7 protein-coding genes are annotated in these 12629 nt (G+C 69.7%); 3 read left to right on the top strand and 4 right to left on the bottom strand.

Going from position 1 to position 12629, the window contains the following annotated elements; translation table 11 throughout:
* Positions 1–51 precede the first annotated feature (51 nt).
* On the bottom strand, positions 52–909 hold the full coding sequence (gene map, locus ACIRQP_RS08625; protein WP_403885478.1) for a type I methionyl aminopeptidase: 858 nt from the start codon (positions 907–909) through the stop codon (positions 52–54).
* Positions 910–967: 58 nt separating this feature from the next.
* On the opposite strand from map, the gene ACIRQP_RS08620 reads away from it, so the two are divergent.
* Positions 968–1219, top strand: a complete 252-nt coding sequence (locus ACIRQP_RS08620; RefSeq protein ID WP_403886325.1) for a hypothetical protein — start codon at positions 968–970, stop codon at positions 1217–1219.
* Positions 1220–1289: 70 nt separating this feature from the next.
* Here ACIRQP_RS08620 and ACIRQP_RS08615 read toward each other — a convergent pair whose 3' ends face one another.
* Together ACIRQP_RS08615 and ACIRQP_RS08610 are read right to left on the bottom strand one after the other, a co-directional pair.
* Positions 1290–2585 (bottom strand): MFS transporter, encoded by a 1296-nt coding sequence (locus ACIRQP_RS08615; protein ID WP_403885475.1) that lies wholly within the window; start codon positions 2583–2585, stop codon positions 1290–1292.
* A 234-nt stretch (positions 2586–2819) separates the two neighbouring features.
* Positions 2820–3431: a hypothetical protein gene (locus ACIRQP_RS08610; protein WP_403885472.1), complete on the bottom strand. Its 612-nt coding sequence runs from the start codon at positions 3429–3431 to the stop codon at positions 2820–2822.
* A gap of 95 nt (positions 3432–3526) precedes the next feature.
* Here ACIRQP_RS08610 and npdG point away from each other — a divergent pair, with 95 nt between their 5' ends.
* Positions 3527–4237, top strand: coding sequence for an NADPH-dependent F420 reductase (gene npdG, locus ACIRQP_RS08605; RefSeq protein ID WP_403885469.1), 711 nt, complete (start codon positions 3527–3529; stop codon positions 4235–4237).
* A gap of 81 nt (positions 4238–4318) precedes the next feature.
* Here npdG and ACIRQP_RS08600 read toward each other — a convergent pair whose 3' ends face one another.
* Positions 4319–4513: a hypothetical protein gene (locus tag ACIRQP_RS08600; protein WP_403885466.1), complete on the bottom strand. Its 195-nt coding sequence runs from the start codon at positions 4511–4513 to the stop codon at positions 4319–4321.
* Positions 4514–4792: 279 nt separating this feature from the next.
* On the opposite strand from ACIRQP_RS08600, the gene ACIRQP_RS08595 reads away from it, so the two are divergent.
* Positions 4793–12607, top strand: coding sequence for an RHS repeat-associated core domain-containing protein (locus ACIRQP_RS08595; protein WP_403885463.1), 7815 nt, complete (start codon positions 4793–4795; stop codon positions 12605–12607).
* The last annotated feature ends 22 nt before the right edge of the window (positions 12608–12629 follow it).

Below are 12629 nucleotides of genomic sequence, written 5' to 3'. Positions count from 1 at the left end.
CCCGACGTCCTGTCGGTAAAAACGGTACCCCGCCCACCCGGGTCGGCAACCTCAGGGAAGGGTGAGAATCTCGGCCCCCGTCTCCGTCACCACCAGCGTGTGCTCGAACTGCGCGGTCCGCTTGCGGTCCTTGGTCACGACGGTCCAGCCGTCGTCCCACATGTCGTGCTCGTACGTACCGAGCGTGAGCATCGGCTCGATGGTGAAGGTCATACCCCGCTGGATCATGGTGGTGGCGTGCGGGCTGTCGTAGTGCGGGATGATCAGCCCGGAGTGGAAGGACGAGTTGATCCCGTGCCCGGTGAAGTCCCGGACGACGCCGTAACCGAACCGCTTCGCGTACGACTCGATGACCCGCCCGATCACATTGATCTGCCGGCCGGGGCGTACGGCCTTGATGGCACGGTTCAATGCCTCGCGGGTCCGCTCGACCAGGAGCTTCGACTCCTCGTCGACATCCCCGCAGAAATAGGTGGCGTTGTTGTCGCCGTGCACCCCGTTGAGGTACGCGGTCACGTCCAGGTTCACGATGTCGCCGTCGCGGAGCACCGTGGAGTCCGGGATTCCGTGGCAGATGACCTCGTTGACTGACGTACAGAGGGACTTGGGGAAGCCCCGGTAGCCGAGCGTCGACGGATAGGCGCCGTGGTCGCACATGAACTCGTGCGCGACCCGGTCCAGCTCGTCCGTGGTGACGCCGGGCGCGATGTGCTTCGCGGCCTCCTCCATCGCCTGCGCGGCGACGCGGCCCGCGACGCGCATCAGCTCGATGGTTTCGGCGGTCTGCACTTCCGGCCCGGTGTACGGGGTAGGAGCGGGTTTCCCGACGTACTCGGGGCGCCGGATGTTTCCGGGAACGGAACGGACGGGAGAGAGCTCGCCTGGTACGAGCAGTGACTGGCCAGACATGCCAGCGAGTCTAACGAGCGCGGGTGGGGCAGCATGGCGTCAGAGGAAGGAGCCGATGATGGCCCTGTTCAAGAAGCGCACGGTCGGCAAACCCGGCGAGTGGTACTACTGCCTGAAGCACCACAAGGTCGAGGAGGGGCCCGAATGTCCCGCCAAGGACCGCTTCGGGCCCTACACGAGCCGCCAGGAGGCGGAGCACGCGATGCAGACGGCCCAGGAGCGCAATCTGGAGTGGGAGACGGATCCGCGCTGGCACGACGCTTCCAAGGGCGAGGCCGGGGCCGGGGAGGACACGAACCCGCCCGCCTGACGGGACAAGTACCGCAGGCCACGCACGGGATAACGACCCCGGGCACGGGTACGGGATACGAGGTACGGGGTCAGGCCGTCGTTGTCGTCGCCGTCGTCGCCGCCTCCTTCTGGGCGCGGCGGCGCAGGGCGTCCTCGTCCGTCCCCGAGTCGTACGTCACCAGCCTCGGCAGCACCGCCGCGAGCAGCCCCACCGAGGCCACACAGGCCAGTCCGCCGCTCCAGATGGCGGGGCGGGTGCCCGTCCAGCCCGCCATCGCGCCCGCTCGGATCTGCCCGAGCTGCGGTCCGACGCTGTACGAGAGCACCTCGATGCCCGCGAGCCGGCCACGCAGCTCCTCCGGGATCGTCTGGTTCCAGATGGTCGAGCGCCCCAGACCGCTGAGCATGTCGCCCGCGCCCGCGAGCCCCAGACAGACCAGCACCACCCAGATGTTCGAGAACCACCCCGCGGCCGTGATCGCCAGCCCCCAGCCCGCCGCGCCGAACACCACGAAGAGGCCGTGTCTGCGGACCCGTGAGGTCCAGCCGCTGGTCAGACTGAGCGCCACCGAGCCGACCGACCCCGCCGCGTACATCAGACCGAGCGCCCACTCCGCGTCCAGATCGTCCGCGAGGAACGGGAAGATCGTGTTCGGGAAGGCGAAGAACATGGCGGCCATGTCGATCGCGTACGTCCCCAGCAGTACCGGTCTGCTCCACGCGTAGCGGGCCCCCTCCACGATGCCCCGCAGGGACGGCGCCTTCGCGTCGTGCGCGGCGGGCGCGGGCGCGAGCCGCAGACAGAGCAGTACGGAGACGGCGAAGCCCAGGACCGTGACCCCGTAGGCCGTGCCGTGACCGGCGTACGCGACGACCAGACCGGCCAGCGAGGGCCCCGCGATCGCGCCGAGCTGCCAGCGCACGGCGTTGAGGGCGGCGGCCGCGGTGAGCTGGTCGTGCGGGACGATGCGCGCCATCAGCGAGTCCAGCGCCGGCCGTTGCAGCCCCGCCAGCGCGGACACCCCGGCCGCCACCACGTACAGCGGCCACAGCAGCGGCTCGGGAAGCAGCGAGTTCACCAGCAGGACGGCGGCGAGCACCCCGAGTCCCGCTTCGGTGAGCAGGATGACCTTGCGCCGGTCGACGGCGTCGGCGAGCGCTCCGCCGTACAGCCCGAAGATCACCAGGGGCACCAGTTCCACCGCGCCCATCGCGCCGACGGCCAGCGGCGATTCGGTGAGGTCTTTGATCTGGAGCGGCAGCGCGATCATGGCCATGAAGCTGCCGAAGTTCGTCACCAGCCCCTGCACCCAGAGCAGCCGGAACTCCCGGGAGGAACGCAGTGGGGAGAGATCCGGGAGTATCGCGCCGAGCTTTTTGGTCACGAGAGGCCATGATTGGCGCGGATGAGTGGATTGGGCAAGTGAATTGTCCGGGGCTCGCCGGGGAGCGGAACCGCCGACGGGCGGGGTCGGCGGGCAGGGCCGAACGGGCAGCCAGGGGCCTACCGGCGGGCGGGCTCGCCAGCGAGCAGGACTTGCCGGCGGGAGGGGTCCACCGGCGGGGGGCTTACCGGCGAGCAGGGCCTACCGGGGACCAGGGCTTTCCGGCGGGCGGGCTCACCAGCGGGCGGGCGGCGGTGCCGTCAGCTGGTCGGCCAGCCGGGACAGCCGGTCCCGGAACCGCCGCCGCCCGCGCGGTCCCGGCAGACTGTTCTCCCCGGCCGCCGCGCTCACCAGATGCTGCACGGTGTCCAGATCCACGCCGTGCGCCGCCTCCACCGCGTCCACCGACAGGGCGTCGTGCGCCAGCCCGCGCACCTCCGCGTCCCCGCCATCGAGCGACAGCACCGTCGCCCCGGCCCGGCGGGCGCCGTGGACCCGCTCCAGCAGTCCGGTGCCCGGCCGCTCCGGCGCCACGACGAGCAGCGTCTCGCCCCGGCCGGCCGCTTCGAGGCGGCCGAGGCCGACGGCCAGATGCGCCGGGTCCCCGGAGCGCACCCGGTGCCGTACCAGCGTGGGCGTGAGCTCGGGCTGTCCCGACCACGCCGCCTCGTCCACGAGATGCGCGGTGAGATGCCACGGCTCGTACTCCGCCGTCCCGACGAGCAGCAGCCCGCCGCCCTGCGACACGACGGAGGCGCGCAGCGCCCCCGCGAACCGGCGGGTCGCGGACGGCCATTCCGTTCCGGCGAGTACTTCACGCAGCAGTGCGACGCGTACGGCATCCATGGGCCCGCATCCTGCCGCAGCCGGCCGCCGTGGCGCGGGTGGTCGGGAACGGCTCACCCGAACGGGACCCAGTACCGGCGAGTAGGGTCGTGACCATGACTTCAACGGACAGTGGCAGCACACCCAAGCCCCCCGCCAAGGACCCCTGGGACCTCCCGGATGTCTCCGGTCTCGTCATCGGGGTACTCGGCGGCACCGGCGACCAGGGACGCGGGCTCGCCTACCGGCTGGCGAGGGCCGGACAGAAAGTGATCATCGGATCCCGGGTCGCCGAGCGGGCGGAGACGGCGGCGGCCGAACTGGGCAACGGCGTCGAGGGCCTGGTCAACGCCGAGTGCGCGCGCCGCAGCGACGTGGTCATCGTCGCCGTGCCGTGGGAGGGACACTCCAAGACCCTGGAGTCCCTGAGGGAGGAGCTGGCGGGCAAGCTCGTCGTCGACTGCGTCAACCCGATCGGCTTCGACAAGCAGGGCGCCTTCGCATTGAGGCCGGAGGAGGGCAGCGCCGCCGAGCAGGCCGCCGCCCTGCTGCCGGACTCCCGGGTGACCGCCGCCTTCCACCATCTCTCCGCGGTGCTGCTCCAGGACCCGGCGGTCGAGCGGATCGACACGGATGTGATGGTGCTGGGCGACGTACGCGCGGACACCGACCTCGTCCAGGCGCTGGCGGCCCGTATCCCGGGCATGCGCGGGGTCTTCGCGGGCCGGCTGCGCAATGCCCACCAGGTGGAGTCGCTGGTGGCCAACCTGATTTCGGTGAACCGCCGTTACAAGGCACACGCGGGCCTGCGCGTGACGGACGTGTAGTACGCCCAGTACATACAGGACGTGTAGTACGTAGAGGGTAGAGGGGAGACGCGCGGCCCGTGCCGGGCGCGGCGCGGGCCGTCAGCCCGTGGTCGTCGCCGTACGGGCCGCGCGTTCTGCCTTCGCCCTGCGCACGTAGTACCAGGCCATGTTGGAGGACAGCCCGGCCAGCAGCACCCACACGATGCCGATCCAGTTCCCCTGGATGAAGGAGACCACGGCCGCGGCGACGGTGAGGACGCAGACGGCGAGGGCGTACAGAGCGAGACGGGGCATGGGGGTCGGCTCCTGTCGGGGGCGTCTGGTGCTGTCTTGTGCTCGTCGTTCGCGCTCCAGTGTCCCCCATGCCCGGGAACGTCCCACCGCCGCCCGGCCGCCTCCCCGCCGGACCTCTGACCTGCCAGATGTCATCTGCACGGCGTTGGCATGGACTTGTCGATTTTTATGGTGCGACGGTGACGGGATGTGTGTACTTTGTGATCGCCCGCGTGCGGAGTGTGGGCATCTTGGGTCTTCTATGGCCTATTTTTATTGCTCTGGGGAGGGCACGTGCGTATGCACGGCGAGCGTTTCGGGGTTCATCTGTCTGCGCGCTGGCGGTCGCTGACCGTGGGGGCGCTGGTGCTGGCACTGTCGGTCGGCCTGGTGTCGGCCGAGGCGGCGCCGCCGCCCGTGCCCATGTCCGGGTCGTCGTCATCGGCACCGCCTTCGGCACCGCCTTCCGAGGCGAAGCCCGCGGCCGAACCGGCGGGTCCGGTGAACAAGGCGGCTTCCGCTCCGGCGGTCAGCAATGCCGTATACGCGTACGACGCGGCCGGCCGTCTGGTCGGCGTCACGGACCCGGCCGGTGAGACGGCCCGCTACCGCTACGACGAGGCCGGCAACCGACTCGGCATCGACCGGTTCGCGTCCGCCGATCTGTCGGTGCTGTCGCTGGTGCCGACCCGGGCCGCCGTCGGGGCGACCGTCACCCTGTCCGGTACCGGCTTCGCCACGACAGCCGCCTCGAACGCGGTCTCGTTCGGCGGGAAGACGGCCGAGGTCGTCTCCGCGTCCGCGACGCGGCTGAAGGTCAAGGTCCCAGCCGCGGCCGGGAACGGGAAGGTGTCGGTGACGGCGGGCGGTGGCACGGCTCAGTCACCGGAGTCCTTCACCCTCGCCGCGCCCGCGCCGTCGGTCACCACGATGGATCCGACGTCCGGGTATGCGGGCACCTCCGTGGTCCTCTCCGGTTCCGGCTTCGCCGACGCCACCACCGACAACGTGGTGCGGTTCGGCGGCGGAGTCGTGGCCCAAATCGTCGAGCGGTCCGACAGTGCCTTGAAGGTGCTGGTGCCGGCCGGTGCGGCGACCGGTCCGGTCGAGGTGGCCACCCCGGACGGCCGGACCGTGTCCGCCGCCAGTTTCCGGATGGTCGCCGGTGACGGCGGAGGGGAGATCGAGACCTCGGCGGAGACGTCCGTGACGGACGAGACTCCGCCGACGGTCTCGGTGACCACCCCGGGCAATCAGGCGCAGGTGGTCTTCGACGCGAACGCGGGCGACGACATCAACATCGGTTTCACCGAGTCGACCTTCAACCAGACCGTCACCGTCCGGCTGCTCGACCCGCAGGGAAAGCGTCTGGAGTCCGCCGCGTACACCGGCACGGCCGGCGACTGGGAGATGACGGACGTACCGGTCAGCGGCCAGTACTCGGTGATCGTCGACCCTGGCACCGGCAATATCGGCGCGGTCAAGGTGACCGTGTCCAACCCCCGGGTCTCGGCGCTCAACCTCGCCGGACCGACGGTTGACGCACAGTTCACCCGGCCCGGACAGGACCATCTGCTCACGTTCCCGGCCCTGTTGGGGGATTCGCTCAGCCTCGGTATCGACGCGACCGGCCTGGCCAAGTCGACCTACGCACGGCTGTACGGACCCGACGGCGCCGAGATCGACAAGGTGTACGTCACGGGGACTCGGATCGGCGGCCTGGACCTGGACTCCCTGACCCAGTCCGGCACGTACACCCTCGAACTCGACCCGGACGCCGCCGCGCTGGGCACCGTCAAGGTCACCGGATCGCACTACGCCGACGCGGGCACGCTCGACGCGACAGGACCGGCCCTCGACGTGTCCCTCACCCGGCAGGGGCAGCAGGGCCGCGCCCAGTTCGCCGCGCAGGCCGGGCAGCGGGTGTCGCTCGGTGGGTTTGCGACCGGCTTCGGCAACTCCACCCGGGTCGAGATCCACCAGCCGGACGGCGCCCTGCTCGACTACTTCCTGGTCCCGGACGCCGACGCCGGCCAGTGGGACAGCGTCACGCTCGCCACGTCGGGCACGTACACCGTTGTCGTGAAACCGAGCAGCCCGCTCGCCACCGGCACGATGACACTGACCCTGTCGCGCCCGCTCGCCCTGGCGCCGCTCACCACCACGGCCAGTGCGTCGGCGGTGAACATCACCCGGCCGGGGCAGAACGCCGAATCGTCCTTCCAGGCGCAGGTGGGCGCGAATCTCTCGCTCGGCTTCACCGCCAACACCTTCCCGCAGTACATCGATGTGACGGTGACCGCGCCGTCCGGCGCGAAGGTTGTCGACGGGGAGAACGTCACGGCGGGCGCCTCCACGACCATCCCGCTGCCCGTGCTGACGGAGGCGGGTACGTACCAGGTGGCCCTCGACCCGAACAAGGGCGCGGTGGGAGCGACTTCGCTCACCCTGTCCGCCCTGGCGCAGGCCACGCTCACGGCCGACGGAGCTCAGCAGTTGACGACGGTCGCCCGTGCGGGACAGCGGGTGCGGGCCACGTTCACCGCCCCGGACACCGCGGCCCTCGGGCTCGCCGTGACCGCGAACACCATCGCGGAGTTCACCGAGATCAGACTGATCGGGCCCGACGGCGGTACGGGCACGCTCGTCGGACGCGTGGCGAGCAAGGCATCCGACGCCTTCTATCTGACGGGCTTGACCTCGGGAACCGCGTACCAGCTGGTGTTCGAGCCGGCCAAGGCTGCGACCGGCGCCATGACCCTGTGGCTGTCCAAGCCCGTCAAGGTCGGCACGCTCTCGACCACTACGCCGACGTTCACCGGCGAGATCACCCGGCCGGGCGCGCAACTCGAATTCGGCGTCAACGCGGTAACGGGCTACGGCGCCGCGGTCGTTTTCAGCGCCACCACACTCACCGAGACTTCCGCGCTCATCCACCAGGCCCCGGGCGGCGTGGAGGAGAACGTCGGTTCGCTGAGCAAGTCGACCCTGGACGCCGATCTGCGGGCGCCCATGGCGGTCGGCGGCCACCGGGTGTTCGTACGTCCCGGCGGCGCGGCCACCGGAAAGACCACGGCCACGCTGGTGCCCAACGTGAACGGCGGCGCCCTGGCCACCACCGGCACGAAGAAGTCCGTCGCGATCGCCACAGCGGGTCAGAACGCGCATTACACCTTCACCGGTACCGTGGGGCAGAAGCTCACCCTCGGTCTGGACACCCCCCCGGGCGCTTGGTCGCTGTCGGTCCACGGCCCGGACGGGAAGTGGCTGGTCGACGGTCGCAACACGTCCGCGACGACGGTGAGCTACGCCCTGCCGACGCTCGCGGCCAACGGCACGTACACCCTGTCGGTCGACCCCAACTCACTCAAGACCGGCACGTGGAACCTCGGGCTGACCGCCGCGGCCACCCTTCGTGCAGCGAAAGCAGCCAAGGCAGCCGACAAGGCGGACGGAGTTGAAAAGCCCGCCGCGTCGGAGCCGGCGGCCGCGGGAGTCACCCCGACCGGCGTGGACGCCTGGCAGCCGGACAAGGGGAATCTCTCCGGGTACGACTGGCTCACCCGTCGCGGCGACGCTCCCAAGGCCCCGCCCACGCTGCGCGCCCCGCCGAAGACCACGGCGCTGACCGGCCACGTACTCAAGCTCGACGGCAAGCCGCTGTCCAAGGTCACGGTCTCCGTGGGTGCGAAGACCGCGCGGACCGACGCCCGGGGCCGGTTCCTGCTGGCCGGGATCAGCCCGGAGGCGACCACCCTGGTGGTGGACGGCGCGAGCGCGAACACGGAGAAGCGGCAGTACGGCCGGTTCGACATCCGGATACACCCCAAAGCGGGCACCGCGGTCGACCTCGGTTTCCCGGTGTGGATGACACCGCTGGACACGAAGAACACCGTGCGCTTCGCGGCCCCGGCGAAGACCGACGTCGTACTGAAAACGCCGAAGATCCCGGGCCTTGAGGTACGGATTCCCAAGGGTTCGGTGGTACGGGACGAGAAGGGCCGACCGGTCACCGAGCTGGGGATCACGGCGATCCCGATCGACCGGCCGCCGTTCCCGCTGCCCGAGAACGGTGTCGTGCCCGTCTTCTTCACCGTGCAGCCCGGCGGTACGTACGTCTTCCCCAAGGGCGCGCAGATCGTCTACCCGAACTACACGCGCGAAGCTCCCGGCACCCGCGTCGAGTTCCTGGACTACGACCCGAAGAAGAAGGGCTGGTACGTCTACGGCCACGGCCAGGTGTCGGTTGACGGGAAGCAGGTGGTGCCGGACGCGAAGACCCGCGTATGGGCCTTCCACGGCGCCATGTTCAACACCGGCGACATCGTGCCCTGGGACCTGGGCTGGCTTCAGGACGTGATCGACTGGCTGTCCGGTGACCCGGTTGAGCTGACCACCGGAATGCTCACCGACTCCCGTACTGATCTGGCGGTCGGCGGCGCGCTGGGCTCCGCCGAGATCACTCGTACCTACTGGCAGGGCGATCCGCAGCAGCGGGCCTTCGGCATCGGCCGGGACCTCTCGTACAACGCCTTCCTGCAGTCCAAGAAGCAGTGGCAGGAGGTGGATCTGTATCTGCCGGGCGGCAGCAAAACCCACTTCACGCGAACCTCGCCGGGCACCGACTGGACCAACGCCGTCTTCGAGCCGCTCGACAGCCCCTCGGGGTTCCGCGGATCGAAGCTGGAATGGAAGGGGTACCAGGGCGGCTGGGATCTGACCTTCCGCGACGGGTCGGTGTGGGTGTTCCCGCAGTACGCGCCGCTGAAGGAGATCAGGGACCGGCACGGCAACGCCGTGAAGATCACACGCCTCGACGGCAAGCGGGGCGACATCACCCGGATCAGCGCGCCCGGCGGTCGGTGGATCTCGCTGGCATACGACACTCAGCACCGGGTCGTCAAGGCCACGGACAACGCAGGCCGCACCACGGGCTACACATACGACACCGCGGGACGCCTGGACACGGTGACCGACCCCGCGGGCAAGGTCAGCCGCTACACGTACGACGGCACCACGAACCGGATCAAGACCGCCGTCGACGCCCGTGGCATCACGTACATGTCCAACACCTTCGACACGGACGGCCGGGTCAAGGAACAGACGCTCACCGAGGGCGCGAAGTACGCCTTCGAGTACACCCAGACCGGCGCGGGCAAGATCACCTCGACGACGGTGACGCAGCCGGGCGGCGCGGTGCGCCGGGTCGAGTTCGACGCGGACGGTTACGGCGTGTCGGACACCCAGGCGTACGGCAACACGCTGGCCCGCGAGACGGTGTATGAACGCGGCTCCTACCACCGGATCGACGCGGTCACCGACCCGTACGGCCGCCGCACCGAACTCACCTACGACGCCAACGGCTATGTGACCTCGGCGAAGGAACTGGCGGGCACGCCGCAGGCCCGGACCTCCGGGACGGCGGTGTACGACGGCCCGTACGACCAGCCGACCACCCTCACCGACCCGCTGGGCAAGACCACGACCCTCGGCTATGACTCCGCCGGTGATCTGCGGACCGTGACCGACCCCGAGGGCCGGGCCACCGTGCTCACCCACACCCCCGAGGGACAGCCGAAGACGGTCACCGACGCGTCCGGCGCCGTCACCGAATACACCTACCAGTACGGCGAGTTGACCGAGGTCAAGGATGCCGAGGGGGGTAAGGGCGGCCAGTTCCTGGACGCCGCGGGCCGGCCGGTGGTCACGACGGACGCCTCCGGCGCGCGTACGACCCTCACCTACGACGTGCTCAACCAGCCGCGGAAGGCCACCGATCCGCTCGGCCACACCACCGCCCTCGACTACGACGACAACGGCAACCTCACCACCCTGACCGACGCCAGGAACAACGCCACCACCTGGGCGTACGACACCGCCGACCGCCCCAAGTCGGCCACCGACCCGCTCGGGGCGCAGGCGCTCTTCGGCTATGACCCGGCCGGGCAACTGGCCAGGGTCACCAGCCGCGCGGGCCAGGTCGCCACCGCGGAGTACGACCTGCTGGGCCGGGCCAAGAACGCCAAGTACGGCGTGGACGCGGCGGGCCAGGCACAGTCGACGGTCACGTACGCCTACGACGGTGTCGACCTGCCCAAGACCGTCACCGACACGGTGGCCGGCACGCAGTCCTTCACGTACGACGCCTACGACCGGACCAAGACCGTCACCGGCCCGACCGGCACCGTCGGCTACGACTACGACGGCGCGGACCGCCGCAAGGAGATGACGGCGGCCGGGACGACCACGGCCTACGGCTACGACACCTCCGGCATCCTCACCTCGGTCACCACCGGCGGCCAGGCCGTCACCTTCGGCCTGGACGAGGTCGGCCGCGAGAAGACCGCCACGTTGCCCGGCGGTTTCACCCGCACCACGGGCTACGACAAGACCGGCACGACCACCGGCATCTCCTACACCCGCGCCGGGGCCACCGTCGGAGACCTCACCTACACCCGTGACGAACGAGGCCTCCAGACCGGCCTGGCCGGCACCCTCGCGAGCATCGCCCTCCCGGCGGCCGAGACGGGCGCGGCCTTCGGCAAGGACAACCGGCTCACGACGTTCAACGGCCGCTCGTTCACGTACGACGCCGAGGGACAGCTGAAGTCCGACGGGAAGCGGACGTACAACTGGAACGCCCGGGGCGAACTGACCGGCCTGACCGAGACGGGCGGCCTGAGCAGCACCTTCGCCTACGATCCGCTCGGCACGCGCAGCGCGAAAACGCTGGGCGGCACGACGAGCAAGTTCCTGACCGATGGCTCCAACCCCCTGGCGGAACAGTCGGGTTCGGGTGAGACGACGGCCACGGTGGCCACCTCGGGCCTGGACGAATACCTCACCCGCTCGGAGAGCGGCCGGACCCAGATCTATCTGACCGACGCCCTCGGCACGGTCGTCGGCCTCGCCGACCAGGACGGCACGATCGCCACCCGTTACACCTACGACCCGTACGGCCAGCCCACGTCGTCCGGCGCCCAGTCGAGTAACCCGTACACCTTCACCGGCCGTGAGAGTGACGGCACGGGTCTGCTCTACTACCGCAATCGCTATTACGACCCCGAGACGGGTCGCTTCATCTCCCAGGACCCCATCGGGTTCGCGGGTGGGGCCAACCTCTATCAGTACGCGCTGAGTTCGCCCACGACGTATACCGATCCCTCGGGCAACAACCCGATGCTGATCGGCTGCGCGGGCGGAGCGGCCTTCGACGGTGGCCTGGACTGGCTGACGCAGCGGCTTTCCGGCCGCAAGGTCGACTGGGGCCAGGTCGGTATCTCGGCGCTCGGGGGCTGCCTGAGCGGAATGTTGGGTGCGGCGGGTGGCGGCAAGCTTGCGGGCCGTGTCGGCTGCAAGAACAGCTTCACCGGCGAGACCCCGGTTCTGATGGCTGACGGCACCCGTAAGCCGATCAAGGATGTGCGGGTCGGGGACGAGGTCCTGGCGACGGACCCCGAGACCGGTGAGACCGGTCCGCGTGAGGTCACCACTCTGATCCAGGGGTCGGGCGACAAGAGCCTGACGGACATCACCGTCGCCGCCGCTACGGCGGACGGTAAGCCTGCCGAGATCACCGCGACCGACGGTCACCCCTTCTGGGTCCCCGACCTGAAGGAATGGACCGACGCCGGCGACCTCAAGCCGGGCCAGTGGCTCCGCACGAGCTCCGGCACCTGGGCCCAGATAACCGCGGTCAGCCACCGCACCGAGAAAGCCACGGTCAACAACCTCACCGTCGATGACCTCCACACGTACTATGTGCTGGCGGGGGCCACGCCGGTCCTGGTTCACAACTGCAATACAGGGGGATTGAGCCTCTCGGGTGCGCGGCACGTCAGCGGACGCTTTCCGAAGACTGCTAACCCCGGGGAAACGCTTTTCCGTCAGAAAGAGGATGGGACGGTTACTGCGTATGCGCGTTATGATGAGGAAGGCGCAATTTCCCAGCGCGCGGACCTCGATCCTGACTCAGCACCGCATGCCGGAATACCGGCCCCACACATTCTCGATATGGCCAAGCATGTCAATCCAAAAACGGGCCAGGTTTTTCGCAACTGGGAGAAGATGCCGCGGCCTCTACGCCCCGAGGAAGAGCTATGCGGCTGCCGGTAGACCGAGCCAAATATGGATGGCC

The organism is Streptomyces sp. NPDC102274, from assembly GCF_044766385.1.
In the GTDB taxonomy this organism is placed as follows: Bacteria; Actinomycetota; Actinomycetes; order Streptomycetales; family Streptomycetaceae; genus Streptomyces.
This window is presented reverse-complemented; position numbering and strand designations above follow the sequence as displayed.

Coding starts and splice junctions, on each gene's coding strand:
- map (WP_403885478.1), bottom strand. CDS start 909: ATGTCTGGCCAGTCACTGCTCGTACCAGGCGAGCTCTCTCCCGTCCGT.
- ACIRQP_RS08620 (WP_403886325.1), top strand. CDS start 968: ATGGCCCTGTTCAAGAAGCGCACGGTCGGCAAACCCGGCGAGTGGTAC.
- ACIRQP_RS08610 (WP_403885472.1), bottom strand. CDS start 3,431: ATGGATGCCGTACGCGTCGCACTGCTGCGTGAAGTACTCGCCGGAACG.
- npdG (WP_403885469.1), top strand. CDS start 3,527: ATGACTTCAACGGACAGTGGCAGCACACCCAAGCCCCCCGCCAAGGAC.
- ACIRQP_RS08600 (WP_403885466.1), bottom strand. CDS start 4,513: ATGCCCCGTCTCGCTCTGTACGCCCTCGCCGTCTGCGTCCTCACCGTC.
- ACIRQP_RS08595 (WP_403885463.1), top strand. CDS start 4,793: ATGCACGGCGAGCGTTTCGGGGTTCATCTGTCTGCGCGCTGGCGGTCG.